Raw genomic sequence first — 15,691 nt, forward strand, 5'->3', positions numbered from 1 at the left:
GCAACAGTCAGAGCCGCAAATGGGCGGCATATCGCTCTATGGCAGTCACCTTCTGGTGAGCAGGCCAATGTGCAGGCCGTTGATCATGCCGTTGATCATACGGTCGGGGCGGCAGAGGCCTGCTGCCCCTAACCGTTAAGAATTCGCGCCGTTTGTGGTGCAAAGTAGCTGAGGATCCCATCACAGCCGGCGCGTTTAAAGGCCATCAGGCTTTCCAGCATGACCTTTTCCCCGTCAATCCAGCCGTTCTGCGCCGCAGCCTGAATCATCGCGTATTCACCCGAGACCTGATAGGCAAAGGTTGGTGTGCCAAAGGTGGATTTCACCCGGTAGCAGATGTCCAGATAGGCAATTCCCGGCTTCACCATCACCATATCCGCGCCTTCCTGCAGGTCGCGCTCAATCAGGCGCAGGGCCTCATCCGAGTTGCCGGGATCCATCTGATAGGTTTTTTTGTCGCCCTGAAGCGCGCCCGAGGCGCCAACCGCATCCCGGAAGGGGCCATAATAGCCCGAGGCGTATTTTGCCGCATAGGACAGGATCGAAACATTGCGATGACCGGCTGCTTCCAAGGCGCTGCGCATGGCGCCAATACGGCCATCCATCATATCAGAGGGGCCGATGATATCCGCGCCGGCCTCTGCCTGAGCCAGGCTCATCTTGACCAGGGCCTCAACGGTTTCATCATTGAGGATCTCACCGTCAACCACATAGCCATCATGGCCGTTGATATTATAGGGGTCCAGCGCCACATCGGTCATTACCGCAATATCGGGCGCCACCGCTTTGATGGCGCGGATAGCGCGATTGCACAGATTGTTCGGGCTCCAGGCCTCAGCGCAATCCTCTGTCTTGAGTGCGGCATCAGTGTAGGGAAACAGACAGATCGCCGGAATGCCCAGCGCCTGTGCCTCCACCGCGGCCTCGGCAATCTTGTCGACCGAGCGGCGCAGCACGCCAGGCATCGAGCTCACGGGTTCCTCAATACCTTCGCCATCGCGCACAAACACCGGCCAGATCAGATCATCCGTGGTCAGGGTGTTCTGACGAACCAAGCCTCTGATTGCAGGGGTAACCCGGGTACGGCGCAATCGGGCGGCGGGAAAGGGAGCGACGGTCGGCTTCATCTGGAACTCATCTGTTTTATTGCAGGTTGCCTTTGGGTCGCATGGAAGCCCGGCCCAAGGCAAGTGGCACAATCGCCGCGCTTTTCTCACTCTGCCGGCCTGGCTGTGCTCGGGGGCTTGTTTAACCCAATGTGACAGAGGATATAGAGCCGGTTCGCAGCCGCGGGATATTGCCTTCTGTCTGCAAAAGAGTCAGTTCGGGCGGCAGCGTGATCCTGCGTGATAAGAGGCATTGACGTTTTGAGCTTGTTTGAAACCCTGTCCGAGATGATTGATCTGCGGTCTTTTTCCAATCTGTGGTATTGGATTGCCTTGGCGGTTATGTGGTCTACCCTTAGCCATCGCATTCTGGGCGCACCGTTTGACATGGTGCATCGGGCCCGCAAATACGGTGGGCAAGCGGTGCAGGACCTGGACGATCTGGTGCGTATCAACGTGAACCGTATGATGTTCGTGGTGCGATCCGCCGGGGTCTGGCTGCTCGGGCTTGCCTGTTTTTTCCTGTCTGCCTTGGCGACCCTTGGCTTCGTGCTGGGGATGGAGATCGCCCAGGCGGTGTTTTTGCTGGTGTTTCCGCTGTCGCTGGTCGTTCTGATTAATCTGATGACCGCGCAGAAAGTTCTTCAAAATGAGGCACAGGGCGAAGACCTTTATAAAGCCATGACAACTTGCCGGTTTTTGATACAGATTCTGGGTATGATTTTTATCTTTGTGACCGCGCTTTGGGGCATGTATCAGAACCTGAATATCGGTCCACTAGGTGGCTAACTGGGCGGCTAACTGTGAGGCGCTGTGGGCATTTCTGCGCGCCGTATAACGCCGTATAACACGGGGCAGGTGGTCCACTCCCAGCAGTCCAAGAAACGAGCCTGCCTCGGATGAGGTCCAAGAGCAGATGTTTGAGAGGAGAGGCGCGATATGGCGCAAAGAGCGATTACCATGGGCGGCGCCCCCGAAGGGTTTGATGCCCGGCTGATCCTGGATGAGCTGGCCAAATCCAGCCAACCCGTCTTGCATATCGCCCGCGATGACAAACGGATGGAGGCGATGCGGGCCGCGCTTGCATTTTTTGCGCCAGAAATGCCGGTGCTCATCTTCCCCGGTTGGGACTGTCTGCCCTATGATCGGGTCTCACCCAATGCGGATGTGGCGGCGGCGCGGATGGCCTGTCTGGCGGCGCTGGTGCACCAGATGCCGAAACAGTTCATCCTGTTGACCACCCTGAATGCCGCCAGCCAGCGGGTGCCGACGCGCGATGTGTTGCGTCAGGCGGCCTTTTCGGCGCGGGTGGATCAGCGGGTTGATGAAAAATCACTGCGTGAATTCCTGGTGCGCATGGGTTTTGTGCAAAGCCCCACGGTGATGGAACCGGGGGACTATGCCATTCGCGGCGGCATTATTGATATCTTCCCCCCGGGCGACAGCGGTCCGGTGCGGCTGGATTTCTTTGGCGATGTACTGGACGGTATCCGCCGGTTTGATCCCGCCAGCCAGCGCACCACCCAAACCCTGGATCTGATCGAACTGGCTCCGGTTTCCGAAGTGATCCTGGATGAGGCCGCCATCACCCGGTTCCGACAGAATTACCGGATCGAGTTTGGCGCCGCCGGCACCGATGATCCGCTGTATGAAGCGGTGAGCGCCGGGCGCAAACATCAGGGTATTGAGCATTGGTTGCCATTCTTCCACGATAAACTGGAAACGCTGTTTGACTACCTGCCAAAGGCCACGGTCACGATCGACGATCAGGTCACCCCGGCGCGTCTGGCGCGCTGGGACAGCATCGAAGACCAGTACGAGACCCGCAAGATCGCCATGAGCCAGAAGGGGCGCATGGATACGGTTTACAAACCCACTCCGCCGGGGCTGCTCTATCTGGATGATGCCGCCTGGGAGGAAGCCGTGGCGCCCCTGCGGCGCATTCAGCTGCATCCTCTGGCGCAGGCCTCGGGGCCAGGGGTGGTGGATGCTGGTGGCCGTATTGGTCGCAACTTCTCGCCCGAGCGGCAGCAGGAAAATGTCAGCCTTTTTGGGGCATTGGCCGACCACATTAAGGCGCGTCTGCAGGAGGGGCCGGTGGTTGTTGCCTCCTATTCCGAGGGCGCGCGCGAACGGCTGACCGGGCTGATCGAGGACGAAGGTCTGGCGGAAGTCATCCCGGTGATGGATGGCACAAGGATCGGAAAATCCGGGCTGCATCTGGCGGTTTGGGCGCTGGAGCATGGGTTTCAGACCGACGATTTGACGGTGATCTCAGAGCAGGATGTGCTGGGGGACCGGCTGATCCGGGCGCCCAAGAAACGCCGCAAGGCAGAGAACTTTCTGACCGAAACACAGTCGCTCAGCCCGGGCGATCTGGTGGTGCATGTGGATCATGGCATTGGCCGTTACATGGGGATGGAGGTGGTGCGCGCCGCCGGGGCCGCCCATGAATGCCTGCTGCTGGAATATGCCGAGGAGTCCAAGCTTTACCTGCCGGTAGAGAATATCGAACTGCTGTCCAAATACGGCCACGACGAGGCCTTTCTGGATCGTCTTGGCGGCGGCGCCTGGCAGGCGAAAAAGGCCAAGCTCAAGGAACGCATCCGCGAGATGGCGGATAAGCTTATCCGCATTGCCGCCGAACGGGCCCTGCGCCGTGCCCCTGCGATGGATCCGCCGCCCCATGCCTGGGAGGAGTTCTCGGCTCGCTTCCCCTATCAGGAAACCGACGATCAGCTGCGCGCGATTGAGGATGTCATGGCGGACCTGACCTCGGGCCAGCCGATGGACCGGTTGATCTGTGGCGATGTGGGCTTTGGAAAAACCGAAGTCGCCATGCGGGCAGCCTTTGTGGCGGCCATGTCGGGCGTGCAGGTGGCCGTGATTGCGCCAACCACCCTTTTGGCGCGGCAGCACGCTGCGTCCTTTGCTGAACGGTTTCGTGGATTTCCATTGGAGGTCAGACAGTTGTCGCGCTTTGTTACGGCAAAAGAGGCGGCCAAAACCCGCGAGGGCATGGCCAAGGGTACGGTTGATATCGTCATCGGCACCCATGCCTTACTGGCCAAAAACATCCGGTTCAACAACCTCGGCCTGTTGATCATCGACGAGGAACAGCACTTTGGTGTTGGCCACAAAGAACGGCTGAAACAGCTGCGATCTGACATCCATGTGCTGACTCTGACGGCGACGCCAATCCCGCGGACCCTACAGCTGAGCCTCACCGGGGTGCGTGATTTGTCGATCATCGGCACGCCACCGGTGGACCGTCTGGCGATCCGCACCTATGTCAGCGAATTTGACGCGGTTACATTGCGCGAGGCGCTGTTGCGCGAACATTATCGTGGTGGGCAAAGCTTTTACGTGGTGCCCCGCATCTCGGATCTGCCCGAAATCGAGGCCTTCCTGAAAGAACAATTGCCCGAACTCAGCTATATGGTCGCCCATGGTCAGATGGCCCCGGGCGAGCTGGATGACCGGATGAACGCCTTTTACGATGGCAAATACGACGTACTGTTGGCGACCACGATTGTTGAAAGCGGTCTCGATATTCCAACCGCCAATACCATGGTGGTTCATCGTGCGGATATGTTTGGCCTGTCGCAGCTCTACCAGATCCGGGGCCGTGTGGGCCGCTCCAAGACCCGCGCCTATGCCTATCTCACCACCAAGCCACGCCAACGCCTGACACCGGCCGCAGAAAAGCGCCTGCGGGTGCTGGGCTCGCTTGATACTCTGGGCGCCGGCTTTACCCTTGCCAGCCAAGACCTTGATATTCGGGGCGCAGGCAACCTGCTGGGTGAAGAACAATCCGGCCAGATGCGCGACGTGGGATATGAGCTGTACCAGTCGATGCTGGAAGAGGCGATTGCCAAGATCCGCTCCGGTGAGCTGGAAGGCTTGAGCGACGGGGATGAGCAATGGGCGCCGCAGATTAATCTGGGCGTGCCGGTGTTGATCCCAGAGGCCTATGTGCCGGACCTTGATGTGCGCCTTGGGCTGTATCGCCGTCTTTCCTCCCTCACCACCAAGGTGGAGCTGGAAGGTTTTGCCGCTGAGCTGATTGACCGATTTGGAAAATTGCCCAAAGAGGTCAATACCTTGATGCTCGTTGTTCGCATCAAGGCCATGTGCAAACGCGCCGGAATTTCCAAACTGGACGCTGGTCCCAAGGGCGCGACACTACAGTTCCACAATGACAAATTTGCCTCGCCGCAGGGGCTGGTTGATTTCATTCAGGGGCAGAATGGTCTGGCCAAGGTCAAGGACAACAAAATTGTGGTGCGCCGCGACTGGAAGAAAGACAGCGACAAAATCAAAGGTGCCTTTGCCATTGCCCGGGATCTGGCCGAACGGCTGATTGCCGAGCGGAAAAAAGCCAAGGCCAAATAGGGCCTTGGCTACTCATCGTCCCTGAAATCTGCGGCGTTACGCGCTGCAGCAGTTTGAGGGGCGCATAGCCTCCTGGGCGCAGCCGCAGGAGGCAAAGACCCCATCCGAGCGCGCCTGGGCAAGGTCGAGCTTTTGTTTGATGTGATGGATCTCAATCGTCTCGCCGCGCGCTTGCAGACAGTCGTATAGGCCTTTGAGACTCCACACATTACCCGGATGAACAGAGGCGCGCGACAGGGTGTCGTCAAGCCCGAGATCGGCACGGTAAACCGCTTCGGCCTCCGCCACGTGGCCCTGCTCCAATAGCAGTGCCCCCAGCGCGTGGCGGGTGGGCTGCATCCAGCCCCAGGGTTCATCATAGGGCAGAGTGTCGTCCAAGGCGACCGAGCGGCGCAGGTGGTCGTAGGCCGTGGCGTAGTTTTCCTTGCGATATTCAATCTCACCGCGCAGCATTTCGCGGGCGATCTCTAACAGATCCACCACCCGGTTGTTGTGCATCAGGCGGCTTTCCGGCACCCGGGCCTTGGCTGCGAGAAAGTGCTGCTCTTCCGCTTCGGCCTCTGCCACCCGGCCAGTGGCTGCATAGCCGATGGCGCGGGCGTAATGGGTGGTCGCCGTGAGAGTGCAGTAAAGCTTTGGATCTTGAGGCAATTCCAGAGCGATGCAGTCCTCCCAACGGCCAAATCGGATCAGGATATGGGGGTGCATCGCCATATAGGATTCAAAGTAGTCCGCCATCGGTGGGCTCTCAATGCGTAGCATCTCTTCGGGGGTGGTCTGCCACAACCCGGCGTTGGCCTGCAGGGCGGGTTCTATTTGTCCAAGGAAAAGAGCGCCATAGATGACGAAGTGATAGTCGTGCTGGCGGTAGCCCGTGTAGATGTTATACGCGCCTTCGCGGGCGTAGTATTTCAGATCTGCCTTGACCGCTTCTTCGTTCCAAAGCACCACGTCATGATAGTTGCCGCACAGCACATCAATATGAGTGGGCATATGCACCAGATGCCCGGCATCCGGCACCAGGCGGCGCAATACATCCGCAGCCTTGAGCGCCTTTTCCGGTGTGGGCGACATCTCCATCAGATGCACATAAAGATGTAACAGGCCGGGGTGCTGCATGGCGCCTGGGGCGGTGTCCATGGCGGCTTCGAGCACCTGCTGCGCCTCCAGCGTTGCAGCGCCCTTGGCCGGGGCGCCGGATTTCAGATCCCACATCTTCCAGGGGGTGAGGTTGAGCAGACTTTCGGCGTAAACCGTGCGCAGGTCGAGATGGTCGTCACAGCTGGCAAAGGCCGCGCGCATGGCATCGGCAAAGTCATAATCCCAGGCATGCATGTCATCGGCCAGCGCGCGCTGTGGATAGCGCGCCCGCAGGGCCTTGATCAGCAGGGTTTCGGCTGTGGTGCAGCCTGCTGAATGCTCCAGCGCCGCCTGGCTGGAATCATAGGCGATGGAGAGGGCTTCGGCGCGACCGGGCTGATCGTGCAGCGCCCAGGGCATGTTGTAATTGGGGCCAGAGGCATAGGACAGCCCCCAATGGGCCATGGCGCAGGCAGGATCATGGGACAGCGCCAGTTTGAAACAAGCGACGGCCTCTTGGTGATTGTAGCCATAGGTCCAGATCAATCCGCGATCAAACCACAGCTGCGCCTCTGGGGATGTGGTGGTGATTGGGCTTGAATAGCTGCCCAGATCATACGGATATTCCATAAAAACCTCTCCAAATATCTGGCTGAAATATTCAAAGAGGTTAGGAGTTTTGCGGTGCCGCGGCAAGACAGTGCGCCGGGGCAGGCTTCAGTTTGTAGGGCGCACCAGTGATGCGCCCCGATCCAAAAGATCCGTGGCTAGGGCACAAGCCGCGCCTCGACCCGGGCGATGTGTAGCATGATCAGGTAGCCAAGGCCGGACATAACCAGAATTCCCAGGGTGACTGGCAACAGCGTGCCATCAAACAACAGCCCGATAGGCGCTGCAATGATGGCACCACAGACCGTAGAAATCGCACCAATGACCGAAGCGGCCATGCCGGCGATATGGCCCATGGGTTCCATCGCCATTGCATTGAGATTGCCCAGAGTGGTGCCGGCCATAAAGAACACGCTGGTTTGCCAGGCGACGAACAGCCCAAAGGCCACAGCGCCGGGGAGTGGCAGGCTTTCGAGCGTTAACATGACAGCCGAGAGGACGATCTGCCCGGCCAGAGACCAGGTCACAATGCGGCGCATGCCGATGCGCACCACAACAGAGGCATTCAACACGCTGGCGCTGCCCGACATCAGGGCCACTAGGCTGAACCAAAAGGGAAAACTGTCAGCGCGATCAAAAATGATGTCATAGATCGGCTGAACCATGGTGATCATGGTGAACAGGATGGCCAGGCAGAGGGTCTGCACCAGAATCGACAGGCGCACGGTTGGGTGCTGCACCATCTCCTTGACCGCAGCAATCATCAGCGGAACACGAAAGGGGCGCCGGTTTTCTATCGCCAGTGGCTCGGGCAGGCGCAGCATGGTCCACAGGGAAATGATGATCGCAAACAGCGCAAACGCGGCAAAAATGCCCCGCCAGCCGGCGATGAGGATGACAAACTGCCCCAGCATCGGTGCAATTGCGGGCACCAGGGTAAAGATCATCATGGCAATGGACATCATCCGCGCCATCTCGCGCCCGGAATACAGATCGCGCACAATGGCCAGGGCAACAACCCGTGGGCCGGCAGCGCCCAACCCCATGGTAAGCCGGGCAAAAAGAACCAGTTCCAGCGAGGAGGAAGCCCAGGCCACCCCGGCCGAGACGATATAGACCAGCGCGCCGACCACGATCACGGGCTTACGTCCAAAGGCATCCGAAAGCGGGCCGGTAAAAAAGGTACCAATGCCCATGCCTAGGACAAATGAGGTCAGGATCAACTGGGCCTGGTTGATGTCATCGGGGCTCAGTTGTGCGCCAATTTCCGGCAGGGCCGGCAGCATGGCGTCGATAGAAAAAGCAATCGTGGCCATCATCATCGCAACCAGAGAAATGAACTCGGCCTTGGACATGGCTTGGGCGGGTTTCGTCGTCATTGGGATCCTCATAAGAGACTTCGGGGATCCTGAAATTGAATCCGGACCGGGCCTCGATAAGGGCGGGTATCACGCGAGCCAGCCAGAGGCCAAGGCTCAAAATGCACAGGGGTATGTGCATTGTTGTCTTGTGAATTACTTTGGCCGGGGTGCGGACCTAGGCAGAGGCGACGATATGCAACGGAAGATCAAGGCTTCAATCCCTCATAGGGCGCGGCGAGGTCCTTAAATCCAATAGCTATTTTTGCCCGGATGGATCTTGCGGGCTAGAGGGCAGCCCCCCCTGATGGGGTGCATTCTGGCTCTGACTCGGGCGATGGGGTTGGTCGTCCTTATTGGCAACCACATCTTCTTCGCCCTCCTTATGGCGACCAAGGCGGGCAAAAAGCCATTCGTTGTGCTCTTGCCGTTTGAGCAGCTGGATCTTGGCAAATTCATGGATGGCGAGGGCAAAAACGCCCAAACCGCCAAAAATCAAAAAGGTCGTAGCCAGCTTGCCCGCCGCGGTGATCGGCACCAGATTTCCATAGCCAACGGTAGAGATGGTCACGATGGTAAAAAAATAGGAATCCAGCCAGCTCCAACCTTCGACGATGCGAAAAAACACCGTGCTGCCAGAGATGATAACCAGCAGCGAAACAAAGATTGTCATGCGCCTGAGTTGGCTCATGCATCCTCCTCAGGCGATTGAAGTTGCTGCATGATATCTGCGATGATCTGTTTCCACATTTCAGGCTGCTGGGCACCTGGAACCGCATGCTGATTGGCAATGATAAAGGTGGGAACCGAAGAAACCCCCATCTTGCGTGAATGGGCGTCGCGGTTGCGGATGTCGTCGGCATCATTGGCCCCAGACAAAAGCTGACGCACGACATCGGCTTCCATGCCGACTTTTTCTGCGATCTCAACCAGTACTTCGTGATCGCCAATATCGCGGGCCTGGGCAAAATAGGCATCAAACAGCGCATCGACCATGGCCCCCTGTTTGCCCTCGATCCCGGCCCAGTGGATCAGCCGGTGAGCATCAATCGTGTTTGGGGTGCGCTGCATGCCTTCAAAATCGATGTTTAGGCCTGCTTTTTCAGCGTGCTCGACCACCGGAGCATAGGCCCGGACTGCGGCCTCTTTACCGCCAAACTTGCCTTCCAGATAGGCCCGCCGTCCCATGCCCTCAGAGGGCATGTCTGGGTTCAGCTGAAAGGGGTGCCATTCAATCACAAAGGGGTGATCGGGGATTTCGGCCAGGGCTTTGTCCAGATGCGTCTTGCCGATATAGCACCAGGGGCAGATCGGGTCGGAAATGATGTCGAGCTTGACGGTAGGCAACGAGGCAGTCAGATCAGCGGTCATGGCTTATCCTTTGAAATAGGCGGGCAGGGCGCGGCGCAACAACTTACCGTTGGCGCCACTGGGCAGCATATCGAGATACACATAGGCGCGCGGCTGTTTATAGCGCGCCAGGTGGGCGGCGGCAAAAGCCTCCAGCTCGGGCTCATCCAATTGGGTTGGACCAGTATAGAAGGCCACAATGATATGGCTGTCGGTTTTGACCTCAACCGAGGCAACCCCCACTTGGGTAATGCCTGGATGGGCCGAAAGCTGGGTTTCCACCTCAATCGGGGAGACACGAAAGCCGCCGGCATTCATCATATCGTCTGCCCGGCCAAGATAGCTCACCTGTCCGTCGACCGCCATGGCGCCTTGATCACCGGTCAGGAACCAGCCGTCCTGCATGCGTGCTGCGGTCTCTTCCGGGGCGTTCAGGTATCCCAGCATCAATCCGGGGTCGCTGGCGGCTATGGCGATCGTGCCCTCCTGGCCCTGGGGCACCGGACCCTCAGGCCCCAGAATGGCGACTTTGCGGCCCTGCTGCGGCTGCCCCAGCGCGTCGCCGCGTGCCGGATGGGCCGGGCTGGAGGAAATGAAGGTGGAGCATTCGGACATGCCATAGGCCTCATACAGCTCGGTGCCTGTCGTGCTGTTCCAGGCGCCGTGCAGATGCGACGAGAGCTTTTCACCCGCACATAATCCATGGCGCAGCTTGGGAAGCTCCATAGCGGTCTCGCTTTTTAGGATCTTGCGGTAAACACCCGGGGCAGCTGCAAATATGGTTGCATCATGTTGGCGCAACAGCTCTGGCAGATCACTAGGGTCCGTGCCGGGTTCCGGGATCAGGGCGGTGGCCCCCATGGCCCAGGGGTCCATCAGGCCTGTGCCCAGGGTAAAGGTCCAGTTGAAGGCGCCGGCATGCAGCAACCGGTCAGAGGGTTTGAGATCATACCAGCCCGTCACCATCATCTGGCGGGCCCAGATGGCGCGGTGGGCATGGGCCACCGCGCGGGCCTTGCCGCTGGTCCCCGAGGTGTAGACCGCATAGGCCATCCGGTTTGGATCCCCCATGTCATAGGCGCAGGGCGGGAGCCCATGCATGGCCTGTAACTCCGCCAGCAGGATCTGCGTGTCATGGGGAGCGCAGGCGACCTTTGGGTCCCGCAGCACCGCTGCGGGCTGCAGATCGGCAATCATCTTCGCCGTTTCGTCTTCGGTGAGCTGCGAAGATGTCGGTACCGGCACCAGACCGGCGGCAATAGCCCCCAGATAGGCAATGGGAAAATCAACCGTATTGCCCAGGCGCATCAGCACGATCTGGCCGGGCGTCAGCCCTGCCTGCAGCAGGCCAGTGCCGGTGCCGCGCACTGCGGCTTCCAGCTGGGCAAAGCTCCAGGTTTGCAGGCCGCTGGGGCCGACAACTTCCAGACCTGGTTTGTCGGCCAGATCAACAGCATGGCGCAGCACAAAGGCTGCCAGATTAAAGGGTGCGGGGCAGGGCGCAAAGGCGCCTTGATCAAACAGGGACAACATTTCCATTGGCTAGCGTGACAAGTGCTGCGTTGCAAGCACCCACCGGGCGGCATATAGAAGCTCTATGACAGGAAACGACCCAAAATCTTTGATTACCATTGCCCGTGCCAATGGGGATGAACGCGAAGCGGAGCCCCTGGACCTGGGCGCCCGTGTTCGTGAGTTGCGCAAAGCGCGCGACTGGACATTGGAACATGCGGCCAATCAGGCCGGGCTGGCGCGCTCGACCCTGTCAAAAATCGAAAACGGCCAGATGTCGCCGACCTATGAAGCCCTGAAAAAGCTGGCTGTTGGATTGCAGATCTCGGTGCCGCAGCTGTTCACGCCGCCGCAACGGGATCAGGTCAATGGCCGGATGACGGTGACCAAGCTGAACGAAGGCTCAGCCCAGGCCACTGCCACCTATGAACATGAGCTGCTGGCCGAAGGTCTGCGCCGCAAACAGATGTTGCCTTACCGGGCCCGGGTGCGGGCGCGGTCGATGGAAGAGTTTGATGGCTGGGTGCGTCACGACGGCGAAGAATTCATGTATGTGCTGACCGGCGTGGTGACTCTGTTTACTGAGTTTTACGAACCGGTTGAGATGCGGCGGGGCGACAGCGCCTATTATGACGCAGCTATGGGGCACAATGTGGTGTCCAAAAGTCAGGAAGACGCCACCATTCTCTGGGTGACCTCGCTAAGCTAAAGCCCTGATAAGAAAGTGTTTCAGGCGCCGCCCATTTTCGGCGTGCCCCATTCCAGACGTGTGCCTGGCCAGATGCGGAGTGCGGCAGGGGCTTTGCCTTAGGGGGTGTTGCCGACTGGCTTTGATCTGGACTGGCGGTAACCTAGGTCGGGTTAGACGCCAGCTCGGCATGCAGGCTTTCGGTAAAGAGAAAATCCTCAACCTCTTCACGGGCTTCGCGCAGTGTCAGTTGGTGGGAGGCTGCCAAATGGTTTACAAAGCCATCATGATCCCCTTTCAAACTGGCGACCGTTTCAAACTGCAAATGTGGAAACCGTTGTTTGGCCCGGGGGTACATTGTCTCCCAGCACAGCGGGGCAGGATGGAGTGTCATGATTGGTACCCCTCTCGAAAACAGTTACCACGTACTTTGAACAGTTTGTTTGAGCAGCATATCAAAAAATAGGCAAAAAAGGAATGCTGCAGTTCGCTCTGGCTTTGATTGTGCCCAAACAAGCCCATGCCAAAGCCCAGAGCCAAGCACGGGCTTTGGCTCTGGGATCAAGCTGGAAACAAGGCAGGGCGCACAGCAACCTGCGAAGGGGGCTTTGGGCTAGTCTTCCTGATACCACCAAACATCCGGCATAAACCCGGTGCGGTCTCCGTAGATTGGCAGGGTTTGCGGGAATTTCAGCGCACGTTTATGTGCAATCCGTCCCTTATCAAAGGACCATATCGGTATCACATAGCGCCCCGCCATCAGAAGCCGGTCCAGCGCGCGGGTGGCGGCGACAAAATCCTCTGGATCCGTCACGTTGAGCATGGTGTCAATCATCGCATCCACCGCAGGAGAGGCGATGCCCATCAGGTTGCGGCTGCCGGGTTGGTCTGCACCAGCGGAACCCCAGTAGAGTTTTTGTTCGTTTCCAGGGCTGAGCGACAGTTCGCGCCGCACCTTGGTGAGGTCAAAATCAAAACTGCTTTGGCGGCCAACATACTGTGCATTGTCAACGGGTTCTGGCATCAGGGTGATCCCCAGTCGTTCCAGCGCACGGGCATAGATTTCAACCACGGTTTTCATTTCGTTGTCCCCCTGGCGCAGCAAGACGTTAAAGGTGATCGGGGTGCCATCTGCATCGCGCAGGGCGCCGTCTTGCACCGTTAGACCGGCTTCCTCCAACAGGGCCATCGCCTTACGAAGGTTCTTGCGATTGCGTTTGGTGCCGTCGCTTTGCGGCAGAGTGTAGCTGTCAACTGTGCCGGGCAGCAGGGCCCCGACAAAGGGCATCAGGTAGTCGGCGACCCGGCCGCGGGCGGGTCCGGGACGCAACCCAAGATGCGAGTTGGAGAAATACGAGGTGATCCTCGGTTGGGCGCTGCCGGTTATTGTCTCGTTGATGTATTCAAAGTTGAACGCCAACAGCAGCGCTTCGCGTACACGCCAATCATCAAGCGGGGCGCGGCGGGTATTGATGGCAAGTCCAGTCATGCCAGTGGGGCGTTTATGGGGTATCTCACTTTTGACAATCCGGCCATCGGTCACGGCAGAAAACCCATAGGCGCTGGCCCATTTATCGGCATTGAACTCTCGGTAACTGCTCAGCTCTCCGGCTTTGAAGGCTTCAAACAACACGGTTTGGTCGCCAAAGAAATCAATCCGAAGCTCATCAAAGTTTTGCGTGCCCACCCGGAATGGCAAATCTTTGCCCCAGTAGTCGGGGTTGCGTTTCAGGATGATGTGGCGCCCGGCTTCAAAATCCGCCACCACATAGGCCCCGGTTCCAATGGGCGCCTCTGTCAGGCCGGAGGCGGCAAAGTCTTTGCCCTCCCATTGAGATTTTTGCAAAATCGGACGCATGCCTGCAATCAGAGCGAGTTCTCTGTCGGCAGTGTTAAAGGTGATCCGAAGGCTCATGGGACCGGTCTGGCGGATTTCGGCAATCTTGTTCCAAAACCCCCGGTAGCGCAGATGTCCCTTGGTGCCCAGGGTTTCGTAGGACCAGATCACATCTTCGACTGTAACCGGGCTGCCATCGGAGAAACGCGCCTCTGGTCTTAGGCTGAATTCGACCCAGGATCGGTCCTCGGGTACTTCAACTGATTCGGCCAACAGCCCGTAAAGAGAGAAAGCTTCGTCCCAGGATCGTCCCATCAAACTCTCGTATCCCCAGAACCTGAGCTGCCAGGGAGGCGTGCCTTTGGGGGTAAACGGATTAAGCGTATCAAATCCGCCAGTGTTCCCAACCACCACTTTGCCACCCTTTGGCGCATTGGGGTTTACATAGGGGAGAGACACAAAATCCTGTGGTAGGGCGGGGCTGCCATACATAGCTATGCCATGTGATGATTCTGCGGATGCAAATTCGGCAGCGCAAAACAGCAAGATTCCGCAGGTTGTAGCTTTGAGTTTTTGGAAAAAATCTGGCATCACTTTGGCAACAATCCCCTACAGCCCTTATTTTATTGGCTCTATACCTCAGAGGCCGCACATCGTCATTTAAAACTTTTAGCTTGGATGAACAGGCGAAATTGCCTATAAAGGTGTCACTGCTCGATAGGTTTCTTGCCTGTATGAAACCTGCCTCAATAACTTTACGCCCGCTTCGTGCGGGCGTTTTTTTTGGTTTTCGGGTTTTCCTTTTAATTAGACGGCTCTGCACGGGGATGCTGAAGCTGGTTTGCGTCCTTGAATTTGGCTATTGGGGGATGCGTCAGGGGAAAAGGCTACGTAATCCTACGCGTTTCTTTTACCCGGGCGGCATGGCAAGAAGGTCAACACGTCTTGTCAGGATTCACGAAAGGAACAACAGATGACGCTCCAGGGGAAAACCGCTGTGATCACCGGATCAAACTCGGGCATTGGTCTGGGCATTGCGCGCGAATTGGCGCGGGCTGGGGCGGATGTGGTGTTGAACTCTTTTACCGATCGCGAGGAAGATTACGCACTGGCGGCACAGATTGCGGCAGAGTTTGGCGTAGAAGCCCGCTACATCCAGGCCGATATGTCCAAGGGTGAGGCCTGCCGTGGATTGATCAAAGAGGCGGGCCGCTGCGATATCCTGGTCAATAACGCCGGCATTCAGCATGTGGCGCCGGTGGATGAGTTTCCGGCAGAGACCTGGGACGCCATTCTGGCCATCAACCTCAGCTCGGCCTTTCACACCACTGCGGTGGCGCTGCCGATGATGCGGGAGGCTGGCTGGGGCCGTGTGGTCAACATCGCCTCTGCGCACGGGCTTACCGCCTCGCCGTTCAAATCGGCCTATGTGGCCGCGAAACATGGGGTTGTTGGCCTGACCAAAACCGTGGCGCTGGAAACCGCAGAAGAGCCAATCACCTGCAATGCGATCTGCCCCGGATATGTTTTGACCCCGCTGGTCGAGGCGCAGATTCCGGATACCATGGAAAAATACAACATGTCGCGCGAAGAGGTGATCAAGCAGGTGATGCTAGAGCGTCAGCCGTCGCGGGAGTTTGCCACTGTGGAACAGTTGGGGGGATCCACTGTCTTTTTCTGTTCCGATGCCGCAGCGCAGATCACTGGCACCACACTGAGCGTTGATGGCGGCTGGACTGCGCTTTAGGACGGCCTT

General features: G+C 58.3%; 12 protein-coding genes. 4 read left to right on the forward strand and 8 right to left on the reverse strand.

All coding sequences use genetic code 11. The features are described from left to right. Positions 1-128: 128 nt before the first annotated feature. On the reverse strand, positions 129-1,127 hold the full coding sequence (gene hemB / locus JZI28_RS08520) for a porphobilinogen synthase (protein WP_375699844.1): 999 nt from the start codon (positions 1,125-1,127) through the stop codon (positions 129-131). Positions 1,128-1,367: 240 nt separating this feature from the next. On the opposite strand from hemB, the gene JZI28_RS08525 reads away from it, so the two are divergent. Both JZI28_RS08525 and mfd read left to right on the forward strand, forming a co-directional pair. Further along, positions 1,368-1,895 carry a component of SufBCD complex gene (locus JZI28_RS08525; RefSeq protein WP_375699845.1) on the forward strand — a complete coding sequence of 176 codons (528 nt, stop codon included), beginning with the start codon at positions 1,368-1,370 and terminating at the stop codon, positions 1,893-1,895. 150 nt (positions 1,896-2,045) lie between these two features. Continuing rightward, positions 2,046-5,501 (forward strand): transcription-repair coupling factor, encoded by a 3,456-nt coding sequence (mfd, locus tag JZI28_RS08530; RefSeq protein ID WP_375699846.1) that lies wholly within the window; start codon positions 2,046-2,048, stop codon positions 5,499-5,501. Positions 5,502-5,537: 36 nt separating this feature from the next. Here mfd and JZI28_RS08535 read toward each other — a convergent pair whose 3' ends face one another. The 5 genes from JZI28_RS08535 to JZI28_RS08555 all read right to left on the reverse strand — a co-directional run bounded on the left by JZI28_RS08535 (position 5,538) and on the right by JZI28_RS08555 (position 11,431). Further along, complete coding sequence (locus tag JZI28_RS08535; RefSeq protein ID WP_375699847.1) at positions 5,538-7,211, reverse strand: hypothetical protein; 1,674 nt, start codon at positions 7,209-7,211, stop codon at positions 5,538-5,540. 137 nt (positions 7,212-7,348) lie between these two features. Beyond that, on the reverse strand, positions 7,349-8,569 hold the full coding sequence (locus JZI28_RS08540; protein WP_295452041.1) for a multidrug effflux MFS transporter: 1,221 nt from the start codon (positions 8,567-8,569) through the stop codon (positions 7,349-7,351). Positions 8,570-8,807: 238 nt separating this feature from the next. After that, entirely contained in the window at positions 8,808-9,239 is a 432-nt protein-coding gene (locus tag JZI28_RS08545) for a potassium channel family protein (RefSeq protein WP_375699848.1), read from the reverse strand. Then, complete coding sequence (locus JZI28_RS08550) at positions 9,236-9,919, reverse strand: DsbA family oxidoreductase (RefSeq protein WP_295452036.1); 684 nt, start codon at positions 9,917-9,919, stop codon at positions 9,236-9,238. The genes JZI28_RS08545 and JZI28_RS08550 overlap by 4 nt, the downstream gene beginning before the upstream one ends. 3 nt (positions 9,920-9,922) lie before the next feature. After that, positions 9,923-11,431, reverse strand: coding sequence for a class I adenylate-forming enzyme family protein (locus tag JZI28_RS08555; RefSeq protein ID WP_375700086.1), 1,509 nt, complete (start codon positions 11,429-11,431; stop codon positions 9,923-9,925). Positions 11,432-11,495: 64 nt separating this feature from the next. On the opposite strand from JZI28_RS08555, the gene JZI28_RS08560 reads away from it, so the two are divergent. Beyond that, positions 11,496-12,119, forward strand: a complete 624-nt coding sequence (locus tag JZI28_RS08560) for a helix-turn-helix domain-containing protein (RefSeq protein ID WP_348157033.1) — start codon at positions 11,496-11,498, stop codon at positions 12,117-12,119. A 142-nt stretch (positions 12,120-12,261) separates the two neighbouring features. Here the strand turns inward: JZI28_RS08560 and JZI28_RS08565 are convergent, their stop codons facing one another. Both JZI28_RS08565 and JZI28_RS08570 read right to left on the reverse strand, forming a co-directional pair. Beyond that, positions 12,262-12,492, reverse strand: a complete 231-nt coding sequence (locus JZI28_RS08565) for a hypothetical protein (protein ID WP_297342016.1) — start codon at positions 12,490-12,492, stop codon at positions 12,262-12,264. 219 nt (positions 12,493-12,711) lie between these two features. Continuing rightward, a complete protein-coding gene (locus JZI28_RS08570) occupies positions 12,712-14,529 on the reverse strand; it encodes an extracellular solute-binding protein (protein WP_375699849.1) in 1,818 nt (605 codons plus the stop codon). Between the two features lie 379 nt (positions 14,530-14,908). On the opposite strand from JZI28_RS08570, the gene JZI28_RS08575 reads away from it, so the two are divergent. Further along, positions 14,909-15,682 (forward strand): 3-hydroxybutyrate dehydrogenase, encoded by a 774-nt coding sequence (locus JZI28_RS08575; RefSeq protein WP_375699850.1) that lies wholly within the window; start codon positions 14,909-14,911, stop codon positions 15,680-15,682. Positions 15,683-15,691 lie beyond the last annotated feature (9 nt).

This window comes from Pseudophaeobacter sp. TrK17 (genome assembly GCF_042192375.1).
Classification (GTDB): domain Bacteria; phylum Pseudomonadota; class Alphaproteobacteria; order Rhodobacterales; family Rhodobacteraceae; genus Pseudophaeobacter.

What these genes read in the sequence shown, in the direction of transcription:
- hemB (WP_375699844.1), bottom strand. Translation starts at nt 1,127, where the DNA reads ATGAAGCCGACCGTCGCTCCCTTTCCCGCCGCCCGATTGCGCCGTACC.
- mfd (WP_375699846.1), top strand. Translation starts at nt 2,046, where the DNA reads ATGGCGCAAAGAGCGATTACCATGGGCGGCGCCCCCGAAGGGTTTGAT.
- JZI28_RS08535 (WP_375699847.1), bottom strand. Translation starts at nt 7,211, where the DNA reads ATGGAATATCCGTATGATCTGGGCAGCTATTCAAGCCCAATCACCACC.
- JZI28_RS08540 (WP_295452041.1), bottom strand. Translation starts at nt 8,569, where the DNA reads ATGACGACGAAACCCGCCCAAGCCATGTCCAAGGCCGAGTTCATTTCT.
- JZI28_RS08545 (WP_375699848.1), bottom strand. Translation starts at nt 9,239, where the DNA reads ATGAGCCAACTCAGGCGCATGACAATCTTTGTTTCGCTGCTGGTTATC.
- JZI28_RS08550 (WP_295452036.1), bottom strand. Translation starts at nt 9,919, where the DNA reads ATGACCGCTGATCTGACTGCCTCGTTGCCTACCGTCAAGCTCGACATC.
- JZI28_RS08555 (WP_375700086.1), bottom strand. Translation starts at nt 11,431, where the DNA reads ATGTTGTCCCTGTTTGATCAAGGCGCCTTTGCGCCCTGCCCCGCACCC.
- JZI28_RS08560 (WP_348157033.1), top strand. Translation starts at nt 11,496, where the DNA reads ATGACAGGAAACGACCCAAAATCTTTGATTACCATTGCCCGTGCCAAT.
- JZI28_RS08565 (WP_297342016.1), bottom strand. Translation starts at nt 12,492, where the DNA reads ATGACACTCCATCCTGCCCCGCTGTGCTGGGAGACAATGTACCCCCGG.
- JZI28_RS08575 (WP_375699850.1), top strand. Translation starts at nt 14,909, where the DNA reads ATGACGCTCCAGGGGAAAACCGCTGTGATCACCGGATCAAACTCGGGC.